Genomic DNA, 21,020 nt, shown 5'->3' with positions numbered 1-21,020 from the left:
CCTACGCACGGAGGTCCCATGATCCGCCAGCTTCCCAACCACCGTCGGCGAGGGGCCGCGCACGCCGCGCGCCCGTCGCTCGCAGCGGCCGCCCTCGGCGCCCTCGCCGCCGTCGCGCTCGCGGGCCCGGGCGTCGCCGCCGCCTCCGCCGCGGCATCCGACGTCCCCGTGCCTGCGGGGTTCTACAGCAGCAAGCAGCCCTACATCGCACCCGGTGCGGCCGACCTCGCGGCGTACTCCCCCGCACCCGCCGGCTACACGACGATCGCGACCGAGTCGGTCGCACGGCACGGGTCGCGCGGCCTCTCGGGCTACAAGTACGACGCGCTGCTGCACCGCCTGGCCGAGACCGCCACGGCCGACGGCGGGTTCCTCACCCCCGAGATCGGCACGGACTTCATCGCGAACCTCGACGCGATCACGGCCGCGAACGTCGAGAACGGCTACGGCATGCTCACCGGCCAGGGGGCGACGCAGCACCAGGGCATCGGCGCGCGCCTACGAGCGCAACACCGCGCTCTTCGCCGAAGCGGCTTCGGCCGGCGACCGCATCGTCGCCGAGACCTCGGGAGAGGCGCGCGCGACCGAGTCGGGCGAGAACTTCCTGCTGGGCTTCGCGGATGCCGCGGCCACAGCGGGCGGCGCCGTGCCCGCCCTCGACCAGCCGCTCGTCGCGCACCCCGAACGTCTGTACTTCCACAAGGTCGAGAACCCCGACGGCACCGACAAGGCCGAGGGATCGCCGGAGCGAGGGGTCGCCGAAGCGTACGAGGCGTACCTCGAGGAGCAGACCGACGACGGCGGCACGATCGCCGCGGCGACGGACTTCATCGAGGACCTGCCGCGCTCGGTCGAGGTCGCCGACGAGCTGCTGTCGGGCATCTTCACGCCCGAGTTCATCGCGCAGATCGGCGCCGACGACGCGCACACGTGGTTCAACACGGCCGACGGCACCGAGACGGGTGCGGTGGCCTGTGCGCCCGGCGCCGACCCGGCCGTCGACCCCGATGCGTGCGGCGATCCCGAGAAGTCGATCGAGAGCGCCGTCGACGCGGCCATGACGCTCTACAACCTCTACATCATCGCCGTGGACATGCAGGACGAGAACGTCGCGCCGCATGCCTTCGACTTCGACCGGTACTTCATCGGGCACGAGGCCGACGCCGAGTGGTTCGCGTACCTGCTCGACTCCGAGGACTTCTACGAGAAGGGGCCGAGCCTCGCCGGCCACGACGAGACCTACCGCATCGCGCAGCCGCTCCTCGACGACTTCTTCGCGGCGATCGACGCCCGCGCCGCCGGCGGCGACGTGGCGGCGACCTTCCGGTTCGCGCACGCCGAGACGATCGTGCCGTTCGCGGCCATCCTGCGCCTGCCGGGATCGACCGTCGCCGCACCCGACGTCGCGGCTCCAGAGAGCGCGGCCGACGTCTACGACTACGCGGGCAACCCCTGGCGCGGAGCCGAGGTGACGCCGATGGCCGCGAACGTGCAGTGGGACGTCGTCGCACGCGAGGGCGTCGACCCCGCGACCGGTGCCGCCTACACCCCGCTCGTCCGCATGCTCTCCAACGAACGCGAGATCGCCTTCGCCGAGGGCTGCACCCCGGTCGCCGAGGGCTCGAACTGGGTCAAGGCCAGCGAGCTGAAGCGCTGCCTCTCGGATGTCGCGACGACCGAGAGCCCGCTCATCGCCGAAGACGCGGCCGTCGCGTCCGACGCCGGCCCGCAGCTCGCCGAGACGGGCGTCGGCACCGGAGCGGCCACGGCGGCGCTGCTGCTGCTCGCGGCCGGCGCCGCGGCATCCGTCATCGCCCGCCGAGCCCGGAGGGCAGTGCGCAGCTGACGCGACCGACGCACCTCCGCGCGCGGCTCAGGCTACGAGCCGCGCGCGGAAGCAGCGCGTGAGGTACGGCACCGCCAGGTCGACGGCGCCCGCGAGATCGGGATGCGTGTCGAGCAGCACCTCGAGCGCGCCGATCGTGGCCTCCTGCTCGGCGGGCGATGCCGTGAGGTAGTAGCTCCGCGAGCGCACGAGCTCGAGGAACCGCTCGCGCGACATCCGCTCGGTCCACTCGACCGTGTGCTCCTCGACCTCGCCGAACGGCGCGCCGATGCGCACATACGCCTCGAACGTGGCGCTCGCGTCGTGGCGCTCGTGCATGATCTCGCCCGCCTCGCGCAGCCAGTCGGCGCGGAGGTCGCGGCTGTTCCACACGAGGCCGAGCACCCCGCCGGGCCGGAGCACGCGGGCGATCTCGGGCAGCGCGCGATGCGGCTCGAACCAGTGCCAGGCCTGCCCGGCGACGACCGCGTCGAACGTGTCGTCCTCGAGCGGGATCTCCTCGGCCGTGCCCAGGATGCGCGGCACGCCGGGGACCGCGAGCTCCAGCTCGTCGAGCATCTCCTCGACCGGGTCGACGGCGATCACGTCGCGGTCGAGGGCGACGAGCGCCGCGGTGAGCTTTCCCGTTCCGGCACCGAGGTCGAGCACGTCGACCGCGTCGCCAACGAGCCACGCGACGGCCGTGGTCGGGTAGCCGGGCCTGGCCCGGTGATAGACGGATGCCGCGGCGCCGAACGACCGCGCCGCCTCGATCGTCGTCGGCGAGGCCGGATCGCCGAGCGGCGGAGCGGATTCGGGCGTCTCGGTCATGGCGCCCATTCCACGCCCGCGGCGAGGCATCCGTCAACCGTCGGCAGGTCATGGCACGATGCCCTCGTGCCAGTGGACTTCACCGCGATCGACTTCGAGACCGCCAACCCGTCGAGTGCGTCGGCCTGTTCGATCGGACTGGTGAAGGTGCGCGACGGCGTCGTCGTCGATCGCCTGCACCGCTACATCCGCCCGCCGTTCCCCCACGACGAGTTCTCGGAGTGGAACGTGCGCGTGCACGGCATCACGCGCGACATGGTCGAGCGCGAGGCGGGCTGGGCCGAGCTGCTGCCGGTGTTTCGCGAGTTCGCCGGGGGCGACGTGCTCGTCGCCCACAATGCCGGGTTCGACATGCGCGTGATCGCGCAGACCACCGAGGCGGTCGGCCTCGAGGTGCCGAACCACCGCTCCCTCTGCAGCCTGCAGGTCGCGCGCAAGACATACCACCTCGAGTCGTACCGGCTGCCCGTCGCGGCCATGGCCGCCGGTTTCGAGGGCTTCTCGCACCACGACGCGCTGGCGGATGCCGAGGCCTGCGCCGCGATCATGGTGCACGCCGCCGCCAGGCACGACGTCGACGACCTCGACCGGCTCGCCCACGTGACGCGCGTGCCGTTCGGGGCGATCGGCCGTGCCGCCACCGCCACGCGCGCGGCCACGCACGGCCCCATGGCACTGCAGTAGGCGCACGACCTTCCGAGCCTCATCGGGCCTCGCCGGTCGGTATCTCGGGCGATGTCGGCGGCCGCTGCCACACTTGGCGGCATGGAGATCCTGCTGCTGGTCATCGGCCTCGTCGTCGGCATCGCGCTCGGCGCGCTCGCCACGTGGTTCCTCGCGTCCAAGCGCGCGACGGATGCCGCGAGCAGCGCCGTCCCGGCCGAAGACCCCGCGCTGGTCGAGGCCCGTCATCAGGCCGCGATCGCCGCCCTGCAGGCCGGCAGCTCGGCCGAGCAGGCGCGCATCCGCGCCGAAGAGCAGCAGGCCCAGGCGCAGCTCCGCGCCGAGCTCGCGTCGGTGCAGGCCACGACCGCCGGCCTGCGCGAGCAGATCGAGTCGGCGCGCACGCAGTACCGCGAGATCGTCGAGCGCCAGCGCACCGAGCAGCAGCAGCGCGAGGCGCGCGAGGCCGCCGACAGCAAGGTGCTGCAGGCGCTCGCGCCCGTCAAGCAGACGATCTCCGAGATGCAGGCCAAGGTCACCGAGCTCGAGACCCAGCGGCACCGTCAGCACGGCGAGCTCAGCCAGCAGCTCAAGATCGCCGCCGAGAACGAGGAGCGCCTGCGCTCCACCGCCGAGACCCTGGCCTCCGCCCTTCGCTCGAACAGCACGCGCGGCGTGTGGGGCGAGACCCAGCTGCGCAGCGTCGTCGAGGCCGCCGGCCTGCTCGAGCGCGTCGACTTCGACACCCAGCACTCGATCAACACGGATTCAGGCGCCGGGCGCCCCGACATGGTCATCCACCTCCCCGGCGGCAAGAACATCGCCGTCGATGCGAAGGTGCCGTTCAACGCCTACCTCGAGGCGAGCCAGATCCCCCTCACCGCCGTCGGCGCCGAGGCGGCTCGCCGCGAGGCGCTCATGAAGCAGCACGTCAAGGCCGTACGCGACCACATCACCGCCCTCGGCGGCAAGACCTACTGGGCCGGTCTCGGCGCCTCCCCCGAGATGGTCATCGCCTTCATCCCGAGCGAGTCGCTCGTCTCGAGCGCGCTCGAGACGGATCCCGCACTGCTCGACTACGCCTTCTCGAAGCGCGTGGCGCTCGCCTCCCCCGTCACCCTGTGGTCGGTGCTGAAGACCGTCGCGTTCAGCTGGCAGCAAGACGTGCTCACCAAAGAGGCGAAGACGCTCTTCGACCTCAGCCGCGAGCTCTACTCCCGCCTGTCGGTCACCGCGGGCCAGATCGAGAAGCTCGGCCGCACCATCGAGCGCACCGTCAAGGACTACAACGCGTTCGTGGGCTCGCTCGAGACCCGCGTCATGCCGACCGCCCGCAAGCTCAAGGCGCTCGACGAGACCAAGGTGCTGGCCCAGCTCGAGGGCATCGAAGAGAGTCCCCGCGAGCTGACGGCCTACGAGTTCACCTCGGCGGGCACCTCAAAGGCGGCGGCCATCGAGGCTGGGGCACGCGACGGCGCATCGCCCGAGACGACGACCGACGCCGAACTCGACCTCGGCTCCGATGAGGCGAGCTTCAGCGCCGACATCGATCCCGAGATCCGCTCGATCTGACGCGGGTGCGTCGCCTCGAGGTCTGATCGGTCAGTCGCGCCGCTGCGGGGGCAGCGTGCGCAGCACGTCCGCATCGAGGTTGCGCCGCCGCAGGCGCACCGGGCGCACCGCGACGACGTCATCGATCACCTCGAGCTCCGCCGGCGCCTCGATGCGAAGGTCGGCCGAGGCGTCTGCGAACCGCAGCCGCGACGAGACCCGGCCTGCACCCGCGTCTTCGCGCAGCACGCGTTCACGGGCCTCCCGGCCGTCCGGCGCCGACAGCTCGTCGTCGACACCGACGAAGGTGTGGCCGCGCACCGCTCGCCCGGTCTCGGGGTCGTAGAGCACACTCACCTGCTGGCGCGTCTCGATCCGCTCGCTGCTCGCCGTCTCGTCGATCATCGCCTCGTCCCCTCACCAGAAGTTCCGCGAGACGCGACCGCGCGCGAACGAGTTGACCACGAACATCCGCACGCTCACGCTCGTCACGCCGTCGCGGGCGACGACCGGCGGGCCGTCGTCGCCGAAGTTCTCGACCCCGCTGTCGCTGACGACCTGCGAGACGCCGAACCGGGCGAACGTCCCGTCGTCGTCATCGACGCTGTTGACCGAGGTCAGGGCGACCTCGACGATCGTGCGCCCGGGATGCGTCACCTGGTACGTCCAGGTGTGCGTGTACACGCCGCTGCTCGACGCCCACGGCGAATTCAGCGATTGCCCCAACATGCCTCGGGTCTACCAGCTCAGGATGCGCGCCGGAGGCTCACTGCGCGATGAGGCTGAGCACGTTGCCCGAAGGATCGCGGAACCAGCAGATGTCCGGCCCCTGACCGGTCTTCGACCCCCACGCGATGCCCCGCTCGTCGGTGCCGAACGAGTGCGGGTCGGTGTAGATCTTCGTGACGACGCCTGCGGCGTTCAGCTCGTCGACGGTGCGCCCGAGATCGGCGACCTCGAAGTTCAGGATCGTGAACGACGCCGGCTCGTGCGTGTCCTTCGGGTAGACGAAGACGCCCTGCCCCGACGGGAGGGTCAGCCGCAGCCCTCCCATCGACTCCTCGACGGGCAGTCCGAGCACGTCGCCGTAGAACGCTCGGGCCGCGCCGACGTCATCCACGCTGAAGCCCGGGAACGCGTCGCTGATGTCCACCATCGGATCTCCCTTGTTCGCGTTGTTCGCGTTGTTCGCGTTGTTCGCGCCCACCCTCGCACACCCGGCAGGCGCGCGTCGAGGGGTCGCGCCGGCAGGTCAGTCGCGGAGCGGGTCGTCGCGCCCGGCGATCGGATGCGGTTCGTCGGCCGGAGGTGCGAACCCGCCCGCCGCCTCGGCACCGGTGACGACGCCCACGGCGTCGGTCGGCGGCGCGGAGTCCAGCGGATGCGCGAGCTCGTCCTTGCCGAGTCGTGCGATGGCGAGCGTCGCGAACGCGATGAACGGCGGCACGAGCCCGGCGATGAGGAACGCCGGCGCGAGCCCGATGGCCTCGCCGACGGGGCCCGCGACGGCCATCGAGACCGGCATCAGCGCGAGCGACACGAAGAAGTCGAGGCTCGACACGCGCCCGAGCATCGAGGGCGGCACCCGGCGCTGCAGCAGGGTTCCCCAGACGACCTGCGCGCCGTCGAAGAGCACTCCGACCAGGAACAGGGCGATCACCATCACCCAGAGCTGCGAGGTGTACCCGATGACCGCGAGCGGGAGGCATCCGACGCCCCACGCGAGGATCATGAGCGTCAGGTAGCGCCGCGGCAGGCGGAACGATGCGACCGAGAGCGACCCGACGGCCCCGCCGACGCCGAATGCGGCCAGCGCGAGCGCGAACGCGCCGGCTCCCCCGCCGGTCTGGTCCTTCACGGCGAACGGCAGCAGCACCTCGATCGGCCCCATGATGATGAACACGAGGATGATCGAGAAGACGAGGGTGGCGAGCAGCCACTTCGTGCGCACGAGGTAGGCGAAGCCGTCGCGCAGGTCGATGAACGACTGCCGAACCGGGTGACGCCCGATCTCGTTCGGGTCGCGCCGCACCGGGGTCTCGCGCATCACTGCGAGCACCACGACGGCGACGACCTGCATGGCGGCGACGGCGGCGAACGCCAGCCACGGCCCCTGCACGGCGATGAACGCGCTCGCGAGCGCCGGGCCGGCGGCCTGCATCACGGCCGGGCGCAGCACGCCCTCGATGCCGTTCGCGGCGAGCAGCTGCGAGCCGGGCAGGATCGCGGGCAGCCAGGCAGAGTAGGCAGGGTAGAAGAACCCGTCGGCCAGGCCCAGCACGAACGAGACGACGGCGATGTGCCAGACCTCGATCACGCCCGTCGCGGCGAGCACCGCGGCGACGGCGAAGGCCAGGGCGCGCACGATCTCGACGACGATGAGGATGCGTCGCTGCGGAATGCGGTCGGCCGCGACGCCGCCGATGAGCACGGCGAGCACGAGCCCGAGGCTCGACCCGACGGCGACGAACGAGAGGTCGACGGGGGTTCCGCCGAGCTCGACGACCTGCCAGACGGCCGCGACGAGCCAGGCGCCCGCCGACAGCAGCGACGCCGCGAGGGCGAGCGCGAGCAGGCGGTACTGCACGATGCCGAACGGGCGCAGGGCGCGCGGCAGTCTCCGGCGGTCGGTCACCGTCCCATTCTGGGATGAGCCGCCGACGCCCGCGAGCGTTCGACGGTCATCGGTCGGCGTCGACCAGCCACTTCTCGACGAGGTGGTCGGCGACGATGCGGCGGATCGTGCCCGACTTGCCGCGCAGCACGATCGACTCGGTGCGCACGATGGGGCCCTTCTTGCGCACGCCCTCGAGCAGCTCGCCGTCGGTCACGCCGGTGGCGACGAAGAAGGTGTTGTCGCCGCGCACGAGGTCGTCGAGCTCGTACACCCGGTCGCAGTCGAGCCCGGCGGCCTCGCCGCGTGCACGCTCGGCGTCGTCCTTCGGGGCGAGCACGCCCTGCATGAATCCGCCGAGCGCCTTGATCGCGCACGCGGTGGTGATGCCCTCGGGGCTGCCGCCGATGCCGACGCACATGTCGATGCGCGACTCGTAGCGCGCGGCGTTGATGCCGCCGGCGACGTCGCCGTCGCTCATCAGGCGTGTTCCGGCACCGGCCTCGCGGATGTCGGCGATGAGCTGCTCGTGGCGATCGCGGTTCAGCACGGCGACGCGCAGCTCGCTGACGTCCTTGCCCTTGGCAGCCGCGAGCGCACGGAGGTTCTCGCCGATCGGCCTGCGGATGTCGACGACGCCGATGCCCGTGGCATCCGTCACGATCTTGTCCATGTAGAACACCGTCGAGGCGTCGAGCATCGTGCCGCGGTCGGCGACCGCGATGACCGAGAGCGCGTTGTGCCGGCCGGCGGCCGTGAGCGACGTGCCGTCGATCGGGTCGACGGCGATGTCGCACGCCGGGCCGCGCCCGGTGCCGACCCGCTCGCCGTTGAAGAGCATCGGGGCCGCGTCCTTCTCGCCCTCGCCGATCACGACGACGCCGTCGAAGTCCACCGTGCCGAGGAACGCGCGCATGGCGTCGACCGCGGCGCCGTCGGCACCGAGCTTGTCGCCCTTGCCGATCCACGGGTAGGAGCGGATCGCCGCGGCCTCGGTCGCCCGCACGAGTTCGAGCGCGATGTTGCGATCGGGGTGCAGGTAGGGGCTGTCGGCGTCGGTGCTCATCATCATCGAGTGGTCCTCCGGTGTCGGTGCGACCGGTCCGAGCGGCCCATGTCGGGCTGTCGGCTCCGTACGCGCTCGAGTTCCAGACTAGGCAGCAGGGTTACGGAAACGACGGTTTTCGGGACGACCCGAGCAGAAAGAACGCCGTTTCTTAACCGACGGGCAACGCAGCGGTCACCAGGCCGCCCGGCGAGGTGTCGTCGACGAGCACGAGCGACGCGCGGGCGGGCGCGAGGCCGCAGGCCGTCACCGGGGCGATCACGACGAGGGCGGATGCCGCGCACAGCCCATCGAGCGCCAGACCATCCGCCGCGACGAATCCGCGTTCGACGGCGGCCGGCTCGAGTGCGGCGGTGAACGCGTCGATGCGCGCGGTCTCGGCAGCGGACTGCGGGGCGAAGCGGGCGAGCATCACGCCGCCGTGCGCACGCACGAGCGCCGCCTCGAGCAGGCCCTCCGGCGCACCGCCGATGCCGAGCAGCAGGTCGAGGTCGCCTTCGGCTGCGGCGGCGTGCGCGACCCGCTCGATGTCGCCGTGCTCGAACGCGTGCAGGGTCGCTCCGGCCGCGTGCACGGCGTCGGCGACGGCCGCGTTGCGCGGGCGCGCCTGCACGGCGACCCGCAGCGACGAAACGGAGCGGCCGTGCGCGGCGGCGAGCCGCTCGAGGTTCTCGCCGACCGAGAGGTCGAGCCCGAGCCCCGCGTCCGCGCCGCCGCGAGGTCGCGCGTGCACGAGCTTGTCCAGGTAGAAGGCAGGCCCGGGGTCGGCGAACGACCCCCGCGGCGCGACCGCGAGGATCGCCATCGCCCCCGCGCGCCCGGAGGCCGCGAGCCGCGTGCCGTCGACGGGGTCGACGACGAGGTCGAGCACCGGTCCCGCGCCCGTGCCGAACCGCTCGCCCGGGCTCAGCATGGGCGCGTCGTCCTTCTCGCCCTCGCCGGAGACCACGCGGATGTCGGCCGGCACGCCCGCGAGCGCGACGCGCAACGCATCGACGGCCGCCGCGTCGACCGCATCGCCGTCACCGCCGCCCACGAGCGGGCGAGCCGCCGTCGCAGCGGCCCGCACGGCGTCGAGCAGTGCGGCGCGGAGGGCCGTGTCGAGCGCCCATGCCGCGGCATCCGCTCGGTTCGCGGACTGCGGATCTTCGGGCGCGGCGGCCGGATACGGGGGCATCGTCCCATCATCGCCCAGCCGCGGCATCCGCACGCCCCGCAACGCACGTGAGCACTCCTCGCGACCTCGGTAGACTCTGCAGTGAATCCTGTTGCCTTCCGAAGGAGCGCCATGCCCATCGCCACCCCCGAGCAGTACGCACAGATGCTCGACACCGCCAAGGCGAAGGCCTTCGCCTTCCCGGCGTTCAACGTCTCGTCGACGCAGACCCTCAACGCGGTGCTGCAGGGCCTCACCGAGGCCGGCTCCGACGGCATCATCCAGGTCACCACTGGTGGTGCGGACTACTTCGCCGGCCACACCGTCAAGGCCCGCGCCACGGGCGCCCTCGCCTTCGCCGCCGCCGCGCACGAGATCGCCAAGAGCTACCCCGTCACGGTCGCGCTGCACACCGACCACTGCCCGAAGCCCGCGCTCGAGGACTTCGTGTTCCCGCTGCTCGCCGCATCCGAGGAGGCCGTGAAGGCCGGCGGCAACCCGATCTTCCAGTCGCACATGTGGGACGGCTCGGCCGTGCCGCTCGCCGAGAACCTCGAGATCGCCCAGCAGATCCTCCCCCGCATGAAGGCGATCAACGCGATCCTCGAGGTCGAGATCGGCGTCGTCGGCGGCGAAGAGGACGGCGTGAAGCACGAGGGCTCCAACGAGGCGCTCTACACGACGCTCGACGACGCGATCTCCACGGTCGAGGCGCTCGGCCTCGGCGAGCAGGGTCGCTACATGGCCGCCCTCACCTTCGGCAACGTGCACGGCGTCTACGCCCCGGGCAACGTCAAGCTGCGCCCGTCGCTGCTCAAGGACATCCAGGACGGCCTGCAGGCGAAGTACGGCACCGGCCCGAAGCCGCTCGACCTCGTCTTCCACGGCGGCTCGGGCTCGACCGACGCGGAGATCGCCGAGGCCGTGGCCAACGGCGTCGTGAAGATGAACATCGACACCGACACGCAGTACGCCTACACGCGTGCCATCGCCGACTACATGTTCAAGAACTACGACGGCGTGCTCAAGGTCGACGGCGGCGTCGGCAACAAGAAGCTCTACGACCCGCGCGCCTGGGGCAAGGTCGCCGAGACCGCCATGGCCGCTCGCGTCGTCGAGTCGACCCGCCAGCTCGGCTCCGCCGGCAACTCGATCTCGGCATAGGGCGCATCCACATGACGAAGGACGAGGCCGCTCGCACGACCGGAGCCGCAGGGCAGGATTCGCCCGCGCCGACTCCCCCGCGTGACGAGCGGCCTCGTCCGCAGTACGGCGAGTACGCGCCGGAGGGGTGGACCTGGCAGCCGCCGGTCGACCCGAAGGCGGTTCCGGATGCCGCGGCCGACGCCGAGGCGACCGGGCCGTCCGCGGCATCCGCCGTCGCCCCCGCCACGGCCGCAGAGGTCGGGCAGCCGACCGCACGCGCCGTGCCGAAGGACCGCCTCTGGACCATCGCGCTGCTCGTCTTCGGCGTGTTCGGCGCGATCTACAACATCCTCGCGATCCTGCAGCTGCCGGCGACCGCCCTCGAGTCCGCCAAGCTCTCGTCCTCGATGCTCGGCATCGACGGGCCGACCTCGTTCACGCCGGGCCCCGCCGTGCCCACGATCCTCGCGACCGGGGTCGTGCTGCAGATCCTGCTCTGGATCGGCGCCCTCGTCTGGTCGCGGGCGCGCCTGCGCGCCGGCCGCCTCTCGTGGTGGATCCCGGTCGTGGCCGGCGTCGTCGCGCTCATCGTCGTGACGATCATCGGCATGCTCGTGTTCGCGAGCGACCCCGACTTCCTCGCCTCGCTCAGCACGACGAGCGTCTAGGCCGCTCGAGACCGCACACCTCGCGACAGCACGACGCCCGCGGCAGACCTGGTCTGCCGCGGGCGTCGGTGTGCTGGGGTCAGGCCTGCGAGGTGGTGCGGGTGCGGCCGCCGAGCGCCCGCTCCTCACGGTTGCCGGCGAGGTCGCGCCGCAGCTCCTTCGGGAGCGAGAACATGAGGTCCTCCTCGGCGGTCTTCACCTCGCTGACGTCGCCGTACCCGGCGTCGGCCAGCGCCTCGAGCAGTTCGTGCACGAGCTCCTCTGGAACGGATGCCCCGCTGGTCACGCCGACCGTGGCGACGCCGTCGAGCCACTCCTGCTTGACCTCGCTCGCGTAGTCGACCCGGTAGGCGGCCTTGGCGCCGTACTCGAGGGCGACCTCGACGAGGCGCACGCTGTTCGAGGAGTTCGCCGAGCCGACGACGATCACGAGCTCGGCATCCTGCGCGACCTTCTTGATCGCGACCTGGCGGTTCTGCGTGGCGTAGCAGATGTCGTCGCTGGGCGGGTCGGCGAGGTTCGGGAACCGCTCGCGCAGGCGGCGCACGGTCTCCATGGTCTCGTCGACCGAGAGCGTGGTCTGCGAGAGCCACACGACCTTGTCGGGGTCGCGCACGTCGATGTTCGGCACGTCGTCGGGGCTGTTCACGATGGTGACGTGGTCGGGCGCCTCGCCCGCAGTGCCCTCGACCTCTTCGTGGCCCTCGTGGCCGATGAGCAGGATCTCGAAGTCGTCGCGGGCGAATCGCACGGCCTCGCGGTGCACCTTGGTCACGAGCGGGCAGGTCGCGTCGATCGCGTGCAGGCCGCGGTCGGAGGCCGCGTTCACGACCGCCGGCGAGACGCCGTGGGCGCTGAAGACGATGTGGGCGCCCTCGGGCACCTCGTCGACCTCCTCGACGAAGATCGCGCCCTTGGCCTCGAGCTCGGTGACCACGTGGATGTTGTGCACGATCTGCTTGCGCACGTACACGGGGGCACCGTAGTGCTCGAGGGCCTTCTCGACCGCGATCACGGCGCGGTCGACGCCGGCGCAGTATCCGCGGGGGGCAGCGAGGAGCACGCGCTTGTGTCCGAGGACGGGGATATCCTTGAGCCGGCCGCGCAGGCCGGGCACGCGGGGCATGCCGAGGCCGATTTTCGGGGTGGTGGTCGTCACGTTCCCATCCTACGCGGGGCCGGCTGGGCGCCCGCCGACCACGGCATTCCCGTGCACGCGAAGGCCGCCGGTACCGCCCGCACGTACGCCGCACGAACCCAGGGAGAGAACACGATGACGGATGCCACGGCGACCCGTGATGCCCCGTGGCCGGTCTCGACCCTGTCGGGCAAGCTCAAGGACTGGATCGAACGGCTCGGCATGGTCTGGGTCGAGGGCGAGATCACCCAGTGGGGCGGCTCCGGCGGCAACGTCTACGGCAAGCTGAAGGACCTCGAGGCCGACGCGACGATCTCGTTCACGATGTGGTCGTCGGTGCGGGCGAAGCTCACCGAGCAGTTCAAGCAGGGCGATCACGCCGTGCTGCTCGTCAAGCCCACGTGGTGGGTCAAGGGCGGGTCGCTCTCGTTCCAGGTGTACGACATGAAGCACGTCGGCCTCGGCGACCTGCTCGAACGCCTCGAGCGCCTGCGCGCGACCCTCGCTGCAGAGGGCCTGTTCGCGGCATCCCGCAAGCGACCGCTGCCGTTCCTGCCCGGCGTGGTCGGCCTCATCACCGGTCGCGACAGCGACGCCGAGAAAGACGTGCTGCGCAACGCACGCCTGCGCTGGCCGGCCGTCGAGTTCCGCACGATCCACGCGACCGTGCAGGGCGACCGCACGCCGACCGAGGTGGCCGCGGCGATCAGGCGGCTCGACGCCGACCCAGAGGTCGAGGTCATCATCATCGCCCGCGGCGGCGGCGACTTCCAGAACCTGCTCGGGTTCAGCGACGAGCGCGTCGTGCGCGCGGCGGCCGAGGCCACCACTCCGATCGTGTCGGCGATCGGTCACGAGGCCGATCGGCCGCTCCTCGACGAGGTCGCCGACCTCCGGGCCTCCACCCCGACCGATGCCGCGAAGCGCGTCATCCCCGACGTCGGCGAGGAGCTCGCCAGGGTCGATCAGGTGCGCGCGCGTCTCGGCATGCGCCTCTCGTCGATCCTGACCCGCGAGATCGACCGCATCGGGCACCTCCGCATGCGCCCGGTGCTGGCCGACGGCGCGTGGATCGTCGACCGCCGCGCTGAAGAGCTCACGCGGTGGGTGGCCCGCGGGTCCGAGCTCGTCGACCGCCACATCGAGCGGCAGACCTCGCGCATCGGCGAGCTGCGCGGGCACCTCCGCGCGCTCTCGCCGCAGGCGACCCTCGACCGCGGCTACGCGATCGTGCAGGGCCCCGACGGGCACGTCGTGCACGATGCGGCGGGCGCACCGGCCGGCACCGGCCTCACCATCACCCTCGCCGCGGGCACGATCGGCGCCGAGTCGCTCGGCCCCCTCGACGCGGGAGCCACGCCGCACGCGCCAGGGCACGCGATCGGCGACGCGCTCGCGCCGTCGTCACCCACCGGGTCTGCGGCCGACGAACCTGTCAGCGGCGCCGAATAGAATGGCGGCCATGCCCCCCACCACGGATGTCTCCGAGCTGAGCTACGAGCAGGCGCGCGACGAACTCGTGCAGGTCGTCTCCGAGCTCGAGCAGGGCTCGGCGACCCTCGAGCACTCCCTCGCCCTCTGGGAACGCGGCGAGGCGCTCGCCGCGCGCTGCGAAGAATGGCTCGTCGGCGCGAAGGCCAGGCTCGACGCGGCGCGCACCGCTGCGGCGAGCGGCGCGAGCGGCCGTGCCGCGGCATCCGACGAGGGTTCGCTCTGATGGCCGAGCCGGCACAGGGGCGCGTCGTCGCCGAACTCGGGCGGCCGGAGACCCCAGAAGAGACCGCCGCCCGTAAGGCGAAGAACTCGCGCGAATATCGCGAGCGCAAGACCACCCGCAACCTCGTCTACGCCCTGCTCGCGAGCCTCGCCGTCGTGCTCGTGATCGTGCTCGCGGTGCCGCGCAGCGACGAGCCGATGCACGCCGACGTCGATGTCGCGGCGATCGCCGAGCAGGCGCAGGCCGGCAGCGAAGAACCGCTCGCCGTGCCCGACCTGCCAGAGGGCTGGAGCGCGAACGCCGCAGAACTGCGTCGCAGCCAGACCGACGGCATCACCGCCTGGTACACCGGCTACCTCACGCCGAGCGGCGAGTTCATCGGCCTTTCCCAGGGCCTCGACGCGAACGCCACCTGGTCCGCCGACCTGCTGGCGCGCACCCTCGCGACCGGCACCGTGCAGATCGACGGCGTCGACTGGACCGTCTACGACAACCGCGACTCGAGCGACGACCTCGGCAACGCCCGCTACGGGCTCACGACCGAGGCGGGCAGCACGGTCTTCGTGCTCGTCGGCACCGCGACCGACGCCGAATTCGCGACCCTGGCCTCCGCCATCGCCGACACCGTGCAGGCGCAGCAGTGATCGGCGGCACCCCGGCACGCGGCACGCGCACGGCTGCATCGGGCACCGCGCGCAACACGAGCAACGTCCGCAGCACTCGCAACACCTGCACCGCACCCTGAGCACCGCCCGCATCTTCACGAGGAGCCGCAGTGACCGAATCTCCCGCCCGCCCCACCTCTCCGGCCGAGACCTGGCGTGAACTGCGCCGCGGCAACGAGCGCTTCGTCTCGGGCGAACCCCAGCACCCCCGGCAAGACGTCGAGCGCCGCTCGTCGCTCACCGAGGGCCAGCGCCCGCTCGTCGCCATCTTCGGTTGCAGCGACTCCCGGCTCGCGGCCGAGATCATCTTCGACGTCGGCCTCGGCGACGCGTTCGTCGTGCGCAACGCCGGCCAGGTGATCTCCTCGTCGGTCGTCGGCTCGCTCGAGTACGCGGTCGGCGTGCTGAACGTGCCGCTCATCGTCGTGCTCGGCCACGACGCCTGCGGAGCGGTCAAGGCGGCGATCACCTCGCAGACCGCCGACGCCGAGCCGCTGCCCGCGCACATCGCCGGGCTCATCGCCAGCATCATCCCCTCGGTCCGACGCGTCGCCGGCGGCGACCCCGAGGCGCCGATCGACGACGCGAAGGTCGATGCGGGCTACGTCGGGCGCGAGCACCTGCGCGCGACCGTGTCGCGCCTGCTCGAGGAGTCCGAGATGATCAGCGACGCGATCGCAGCGGGTACGCTGGCCATCGTGGGCGCGAACTACCGCCTCTCCCAGGGACTGGTCGACACCGACGTCGTCGTCGGTCACATCTGACGCCCGCCAGGGGCATCCGCCACGAACACCCCGCCCGCTGCACGAGATCCACGGGCACGCGAACCGGAAGGAATCACCTTGGTCGACAACACCGCCGACTACCGCATCGAACACGACACCATGGGTGAGGTGCGGGTCCCCGCCACCGCCCTGTACCGTGCGCAGACGCAGCGCGCCGTCGAGAACTTCCCGATCTCGGGCAAGGGCCTCGAGCCGGCGCAGATCGCCGCGCTCGCGCGCATCAAGAAGGCCGCCGCGCAGGCCAACGCCCAGCTCGGCGTGCTCGACGGCGCCATCGCCGACGCCATCGTCGCGGCCGCCGACGAGGTCATCGCCGGCACGCACGGCTTCGTCGAGCACTTCCCGGTCGACACGTACCAGACCGGGTCGGGCACGTCGTCGAACATGAACATGAACGAGGTCCTCGCGACCGTCGCGACGCAGAAGCTCGGTGCAGAGGTGCATCCGAACGACCACGTCAACGCGTCGCAGTCCTCGAACGACGTGTTCCCGACCTCGGTGCACATCGCCGTCACCGCAGCACTCATCGACGACCTGATCCCCGCGCTCGACCACCTCGCCGTGGCCCTCGAAGCCAAGGCCGAGGCATGGGCCGAGGTCGTCAAGTCGGGCCGCACGCACCTCATGGACGCCACGCCCGTGACGCTCGGCCAGGAGTTCGGGGGCTACGCACGCCAGATCCGTCTCGGCATCGAGCGCGTGCGCACCGCGCTCCCCCGCGTCGCGGAGGTCCCGCTCGGCGGCACCGCCGTCGGCACCGGCATCAACACGCCCGCCGGCTTCCCGCAGCTCGTCATCGAGATCCTGCAGCGCGAGACCGAGCTGCCGATCACCGAGGCGGCCGACCACTTCGAGGCGCAGGCCAACCGCGACGGCCTCGTCGACGCCTCGGGCGCGCTGCGCACGATCGCCGTCAGCCTCACGAAGATCTGCAACGACATCCGGTGGATGGGCTCCGGCCCGAACACGGGTCTCGGCGAACTGCACATCCCCGACCTGCAGCCCGGCTCGTCGATCATGCCGGGCAAGGTCAACCCCGTGATCCCCGAGGCGGTGCTCATGGTCGCCGCGCGCGTCATCGGCAACGACGCGACGGTCGCGTGGGCCGGCGCCTCCGGCTCGTTCGAGCTCAACGTGCAGATCCCCGTCATGGGCACCGCGCTGCTCGAGTCGATCCGCCTGCTGTCGAACGCGTCGCGCGTGCTCGCCGACAAGACCGTCGACGGGCTCGAGGCCAACCTCGAGCGACTCACGGCCCTCGCCGGCATGTCGCCCTCGATCGTCACGCCACTCAACAAGCTCATCGGCTACGAGGCCGCGGCGAAGATCGCGAAGCACTCGGTCAAGCAGGGCGTCACGGTTCGCGAGGCCGTCATCGAGCTCGGCTACGTCGAGCGAGGCGACCTCACCGAAGCGCAGCTCGACACCGCGCTCGACCTGCTGTCGATGACGCGTCCGCCGCAGGCGAAGTAGTCCGCGCGGCACCCGCCGCACCAGATCGAACGCCCGTCGCATCCCGTGCGGCGGGCGTTCGGCGTCGTGCCGTGGGCCTCAGCGAGGTCGCCGCCACCGTTCCGGCGGCGCGACCCGGCGCCGGTGCGCCGCGGCATCCCGCACAGGCGTAGGTTGAAGGCATGGATCACGGAGGCACCCCCGTCACGACCGTCGCAGAGCTCGAGCAGATCGTCGGCCACCCGCTGCCCGCCGCCCGCGACAAGTCGCGCGACCGCCTGCACGAGATCGACCGGCAGTGGCTCGCGGCGTCGCCGCTGTGCTTCATCGCGACGGCGGATGCCGCCGGCGCCCAAGACGTCTCGCCGAAGGGCGACCCGGCCGGCTTCGCCCTGGTGCTCGACGAGCACACGATCGCCCTCCCCGAGCGTCCGGGCAACCGACGGGCCGACGGGTTCCACAACCTGCTCGAGAACCCGAACGTCGGCCTGATCTTCGTGATCCCCGGCCGCGGCGACACGCTCCGCGTCAACGGCCGCGCCCGGCTGCTCCGCGACGTGCCGTACGCCGAGCGCATGCGGGTGCGCGGCCACGTGCCCAGCCTCGTCGTCGAGGTCGCGGTCGACGAGGTCTTCTACCACTGCTCCAAGGCGTTCCTGCGATCGAGGGCCTGGCAGGCCGAAGACTGGAATCCGGATGCCGCGCCTCGCCGTGCCGTCATCGCGCACGCCCTCGAGCGGCCCGACGACTCCGTGGAGACGCTCGAGGAGTACTACGGCCCGTCGTACGCCGAGAAGATCTACGGCTGACGCCCGCGCACCGACATCCGCTCCACAGCCCTGGCTCTCTGCAGGGTCGGCGACGGATCGGGGCACGTCGGTCGTTCCGAGGATGACGCCGAATCAGGAGTTCGACGCCGGATCAGGACGGATGCCCGACATCCGTCCTGATCAGCGCGCGAATGCCTGACGGGCGTTCGCAGCCCTAGGCGAGCTCCGCCCCGTCGAGCATCTCCGAGACGAGGGCCGCGATGGCCGAGCGCTCCGAGCGCGTCAGCGTGATGTGCGCGAAGAGCGGATGTCCCTTCAGCGTCTCGATGACCGAGGCGACGCCGTCGTGGCGGCCGACGCGCAGGTTGTCGCGCTGGGCGACGTCGTGGGTGAGCACCACCCGGGAGTTCTGCCCGATGCGTGAGAGCACGGTGAGCAGCACGTTGCGCTCGAGCGACTGGGCCTCGTCGACGATCACGAAGGCGTCGTGCAGGGAGCGTCCGCGGATGTGCGTGAGCGGCAGCACCTCGAGGATGCCGCGATCCACCACCTCGTCGAGCACGTTGTCGGAGACGACCGAGCCGAGCGTGTCGAAGACCGCCTGGCCCCACGGGTTCATCTTCTCGCCCTGGTCGCCGGGAAGGTAGCCGAGCTCCTGGCCGCCGACCGCGTACAGCGGACGGAAGACCATGATCTTCTTGTGCTGCTGCCGCTCGAGCACCGCCTCGAGGCCGGCGCAGAGCGCGAGCGCCGACTTGCCGGTGCCGGCGCGACCGCCGAGCGAGAGGATCCCGATCTCGGGGTCGAGCAGCAGGTCGATCGCGAGTCGCTGCTCGGCCGAACGGCCATGCAGGCCGAACACGTCGCGGTCGCCGCGCACGAGTCGCACCTCGCGCTCCCCCACGACCCGGGCGAGCGCCGAGCCCCGATCGGAGTGGATCACGAGCCCGGTGTTCACCGGCACCCCTTCCACCTCGGTGATCGAGAGATGCTCGTGCTCGTAGAGCTTGGCCATGTCGTTGGAACCGAGCGTGACCTCGCTCATGCCGGTCCAGCCGGAGTCGAGCGCCAGTTCGGCGCGGTACTCCTGGGCGTCGAGGCCGATCGAGGCGGCCTTGACGCGAAGCGGCAGGTCCTTGGAGACCACGGTCACCGCGATGCCGTCGTTCGCGAGGTTCGCGGCGCAGGCGAGGATGCGCGTGTCGTTGTCGTTCAGCTGCAGTCCGCTCGGGAGCACGGACATGCTCGAGTGGTTCAGCTCGACGCGCAGCGAGCCGCCGTCGCCGACCGGGATCGGGAAGTCCAGCCGCTCGTGCTCGATGCGCAGTTCATCGAGGATCCGCAGCGCCTGGCGCGCGAAGTACCCGATCTCGGGGTCGTTGCGCTTGGCCTCGAGCTCCGTGATGACGATCACCGGCAGCACGACCGAATGCTCGGCGAACCGGAACAGCGCCTTCGGGTCCGAGAGCAGAACCGAGGTGTCCAACACGTAGGTGCGCTCGTCCTGTGCGACGCCGCTGGGCGAGGCTTCGTCCGGACGCTGTTCGCGACCGGTGGACGTTGCGTCGGACTTGGAGGTTTCGAGTGAGGCCACGACCGCTCCTGCCCCGAGCGTTTCCGCTCGGCTCTCGCGCCGGCCGGCGAATCCTCCTACACGAGCGCTTCACGAGCCGACTCGTTCGGGCACCTTGCCCGATGTGTGCGACGCTACGTCCGACGTGCCGAAACGCCGTCAGCGACACGCGGCGAAATCCGCGCATGTCACGCAGAGTTCACAATCGGGCGAGCGGATGCCGCGGCGACCCCCGCGGAGCCGCCTCAGTAGGTCGCGGCCGACCCGTACGACACGAACGCGGAACGCAGCATGTCGAGCGTCTCGGCATCCGTTCCCGCGTGGGCGCTGAGTCGCACCTGACCGAGCCTCGTCGTGGCCGTGACGCCGTGGTTGTGCAGCGACGCCGTGAGCACCGAGAGCTGGTCGGCCGGCGGCTCGAGCACGACGATGCCCGCGCGCTCCTGCTCGTTGCGCGAGGAGACGACCGCGATCGCGAACTCGTCGGCGAGGTCGATGACGCGACTGACGTTCTCGGCCACGGCCGCGTTGACGTTCTCGACGCCGACCTCGGCGAGCTCCTCCATGGCAGCGGCGAAGCGGGCCTGGGCGATCGGGTCGGGGTTCGACACGCGGAACGCCTTCGCGCCGGGGGCCGGCGGCGGCACGAAGCCCCACGGCTCGGCTTCTTCGGTGGCCGAGTATCCGGAGAACACGGGGGTGAGTCGATCGATGGCGCGGTCGGACATCGCGAGGAAGCCGGTGCCCCATCCGGCGCGGCACCACTTCTGCCCGCCGGTGACCACGACGTCGGCGGCCTGCCACGGGGCGTCGACGACGCCGAAGCCCTGGATGGCGTCGACGATGAGCAGCCGATCGCCGATGACCTGGCGGATGCCCTCGATGTCGCAGAGGTAGCCGGTGCGCGCGTCGACGAGGCTCACGGCGACGGCGCCGACACCCTGCTCGAGCTGGTCGCGGATCTGCCCGGGGGTGACCTTGCCGTGGTCGGTCTCGAGCCACACCGGCTGCACGACGTTCAGCGCCTCCTGGGCGCGAACGGCGGCGATCGGGAGGCTCGGGAACTCGTCGGCCGACAGCAGCACGCCGCCCGTGAGGCCGAACAGCGCATGCAACAGGCCCGAGGTCGTGTTCGGCGTGAACACGACCTGGTCGGCCGGGAACCCGGTGAGGGCGGATGCCGCTTCGCGCACCCGGGCGTCCTGCTCGTGGAACACCGACGAACTGCCGTGCCGCGAGCGCTCGAGCACGTGCGTGAGGGCGTTGCTCTCCTCGGCCGCGACCCGTGAGAGCGGACCGAATCGGCCGTAGTCGAGATATCCCGGTTCCTCAGCGAACCCGTCGACGAATGCGTCGATGCCCATTCATGCCCCCTTCTTCGAGCCATATCTTGGCAGACC

General features: G+C 71.4%; 21 protein-coding genes. 11 read left to right on the top strand and 10 right to left on the bottom strand.

From position 1 onward, the window contains the following. Nucleotides 1–646: 646 nt before the first annotated feature. Nucleotides 647–1,846 carry a hypothetical protein gene (locus ASE68_RS07025; RefSeq protein WP_235480779.1) on the top strand — a complete coding sequence of 400 codons (1,200 nt, stop codon included), beginning with the start codon at nucleotides 647–649 and terminating at the stop codon, nucleotides 1,844–1,846. A gap of 27 nt (nucleotides 1,847–1,873) precedes the next feature. Here ASE68_RS07025 and ASE68_RS07020 read toward each other — a convergent pair whose 3' ends face one another. Continuing rightward, entirely contained in the window at nucleotides 1,874–2,656 is a 783-nt protein-coding gene (locus ASE68_RS07020; protein ID WP_055860887.1) for a class I SAM-dependent methyltransferase, read from the bottom strand. A 66-nt stretch (nucleotides 2,657–2,722) separates the two neighbouring features. Between ASE68_RS07020 and ASE68_RS07015 the strand changes: the two genes are divergently transcribed. Both ASE68_RS07015 and rmuC read left to right on the top strand, forming a co-directional pair. After that, nucleotides 2,723–3,340: an exonuclease domain-containing protein gene (locus tag ASE68_RS07015; RefSeq protein ID WP_055856693.1), complete on the top strand. Its 618-nt coding sequence runs from the start codon at nucleotides 2,723–2,725 to the stop codon at nucleotides 3,338–3,340. A gap of 81 nt (nucleotides 3,341–3,421) precedes the next feature. Then, nucleotides 3,422–4,891, top strand: coding sequence for a DNA recombination protein RmuC (gene rmuC / locus ASE68_RS07010; protein WP_082462090.1), 1,470 nt, complete (start codon nucleotides 3,422–3,424; stop codon nucleotides 4,889–4,891). A 30-nt stretch (nucleotides 4,892–4,921) separates the two neighbouring features. Here the strand turns inward: rmuC and ASE68_RS07005 are convergent, their stop codons facing one another. From ASE68_RS07005 to ASE68_RS06980, 6 genes are all read right to left on the bottom strand, one after another. Further along, complete coding sequence (locus ASE68_RS07005; RefSeq protein ID WP_055856689.1) at nucleotides 4,922–5,275, bottom strand: hypothetical protein; 354 nt, start codon at nucleotides 5,273–5,275, stop codon at nucleotides 4,922–4,924. 12 nt (nucleotides 5,276–5,287) lie between these two features. Further along, nucleotides 5,288–5,599 (bottom strand): hypothetical protein, encoded by a 312-nt coding sequence (locus tag ASE68_RS07000; RefSeq protein WP_157421574.1) that lies wholly within the window; start codon nucleotides 5,597–5,599, stop codon nucleotides 5,288–5,290. 37 nt (nucleotides 5,600–5,636) lie between these two features. Next, nucleotides 5,637–6,026, bottom strand: coding sequence for a VOC family protein (locus tag ASE68_RS06995; protein WP_055860885.1), 390 nt, complete (start codon nucleotides 6,024–6,026; stop codon nucleotides 5,637–5,639). 96 nt (nucleotides 6,027–6,122) lie between these two features. Further along, entirely contained in the window at nucleotides 6,123–7,505 is a 1,383-nt protein-coding gene (locus ASE68_RS06990) for an MFS transporter (RefSeq protein ID WP_235480778.1), read from the bottom strand. A gap of 46 nt (nucleotides 7,506–7,551) precedes the next feature. After that, nucleotides 7,552–8,553: a class II fructose-bisphosphatase gene (gene glpX / locus ASE68_RS06985; RefSeq protein ID WP_055856681.1), complete on the bottom strand. Its 1,002-nt coding sequence runs from the start codon at nucleotides 8,551–8,553 to the stop codon at nucleotides 7,552–7,554. 148 nt (nucleotides 8,554–8,701) lie between these two features. Continuing rightward, nucleotides 8,702–9,727, bottom strand: a complete 1,026-nt coding sequence (locus ASE68_RS06980; protein WP_162238255.1) for a fructose-bisphosphatase class II — start codon at nucleotides 9,725–9,727, stop codon at nucleotides 8,702–8,704. 111 nt (nucleotides 9,728–9,838) lie between these two features. Here ASE68_RS06980 and fbaA point away from each other — a divergent pair, with 111 nt between their 5' ends. Both fbaA and ASE68_RS06970 read left to right on the top strand, forming a co-directional pair. Beyond that, on the top strand, nucleotides 9,839–10,870 hold the full coding sequence (gene fbaA, locus ASE68_RS06975) for a class II fructose-bisphosphate aldolase (protein WP_055856674.1): 1,032 nt from the start codon (nucleotides 9,839–9,841) through the stop codon (nucleotides 10,868–10,870). An 11-nt stretch (nucleotides 10,871–10,881) separates the two neighbouring features. Continuing rightward, nucleotides 10,882–11,520 (top strand): DUF6264 family protein, encoded by a 639-nt coding sequence (locus ASE68_RS06970; RefSeq protein WP_055856671.1) that lies wholly within the window; start codon nucleotides 10,882–10,884, stop codon nucleotides 11,518–11,520. A gap of 79 nt (nucleotides 11,521–11,599) precedes the next feature. Here ASE68_RS06970 and ASE68_RS06965 read toward each other — a convergent pair whose 3' ends face one another. Beyond that, entirely contained in the window at nucleotides 11,600–12,646 is a 1,047-nt protein-coding gene (locus ASE68_RS06965; RefSeq protein ID WP_055860882.1) for a 4-hydroxy-3-methylbut-2-enyl diphosphate reductase, read from the bottom strand. Between the two features lie 147 nt (nucleotides 12,647–12,793). On the opposite strand from ASE68_RS06965, the gene xseA reads away from it, so the two are divergent. The 6 genes from xseA to ASE68_RS06935 all read left to right on the top strand — a co-directional run bounded on the left by xseA (nucleotide 12,794) and on the right by ASE68_RS06935 (nucleotide 18,086). Beyond that, entirely contained in the window at nucleotides 12,794–14,110 is a 1,317-nt protein-coding gene (xseA, locus tag ASE68_RS06960; RefSeq protein WP_082462330.1) for an exodeoxyribonuclease VII large subunit, read from the top strand. 10 nt (nucleotides 14,111–14,120) lie between these two features. After that, nucleotides 14,121–14,375, top strand: coding sequence for an exodeoxyribonuclease VII small subunit (locus ASE68_RS06955; RefSeq protein WP_369800066.1), 255 nt, complete (start codon nucleotides 14,121–14,123; stop codon nucleotides 14,373–14,375). Next, the gene (locus ASE68_RS06950; protein ID WP_055856667.1) at nucleotides 14,375–15,019 is read left to right on the top strand and encodes a DUF4245 domain-containing protein; all 645 of its coding nucleotides are present in this window, start codon (nucleotides 14,375–14,377) and stop codon (nucleotides 15,017–15,019) included. Before ASE68_RS06955 ends, ASE68_RS06950 begins: the two co-directional genes overlap by 1 nt. Nucleotides 15,020–15,150: 131 nt before the next feature. Then, nucleotides 15,151–15,804, top strand: coding sequence for a carbonic anhydrase (locus tag ASE68_RS06945; protein ID WP_055856662.1), 654 nt, complete (start codon nucleotides 15,151–15,153; stop codon nucleotides 15,802–15,804). A gap of 78 nt (nucleotides 15,805–15,882) precedes the next feature. After that, nucleotides 15,883–17,298 carry an aspartate ammonia-lyase gene (locus ASE68_RS06940; RefSeq protein ID WP_082462089.1) on the top strand — a complete coding sequence of 472 codons (1,416 nt, stop codon included), beginning with the start codon at nucleotides 15,883–15,885 and terminating at the stop codon, nucleotides 17,296–17,298. 161 nt (nucleotides 17,299–17,459) lie between these two features. Beyond that, complete coding sequence (locus ASE68_RS06935; protein ID WP_055856659.1) at nucleotides 17,460–18,086, top strand: MSMEG_1061 family FMN-dependent PPOX-type flavoprotein; 627 nt, start codon at nucleotides 17,460–17,462, stop codon at nucleotides 18,084–18,086. A gap of 175 nt (nucleotides 18,087–18,261) precedes the next feature. Here ASE68_RS06935 and ASE68_RS06930 read toward each other — a convergent pair whose 3' ends face one another. Continuing rightward, nucleotides 18,262–19,641: a PhoH family protein gene (locus tag ASE68_RS06930; RefSeq protein WP_055856654.1), complete on the bottom strand. Its 1,380-nt coding sequence runs from the start codon at nucleotides 19,639–19,641 to the stop codon at nucleotides 18,262–18,264. Nucleotides 19,642–19,865: 224 nt separating this feature from the next. Continuing rightward, nucleotides 19,866–20,984 (bottom strand): aminotransferase class V-fold PLP-dependent enzyme, encoded by a 1,119-nt coding sequence (locus ASE68_RS06925; RefSeq protein WP_055856651.1) that lies wholly within the window; start codon nucleotides 20,982–20,984, stop codon nucleotides 19,866–19,868. Nucleotides 20,985–21,020: the final 36 nt, after the last annotated feature.

The sequence above is a fragment of the Agromyces sp. Leaf222 genome, from assembly GCF_001421565.1.
Taxonomy (GTDB): Bacteria; Actinomycetota; Actinomycetes; order Actinomycetales; family Microbacteriaceae; genus Agromyces.
This window is presented reverse-complemented; position numbering and strand designations above follow the sequence as displayed.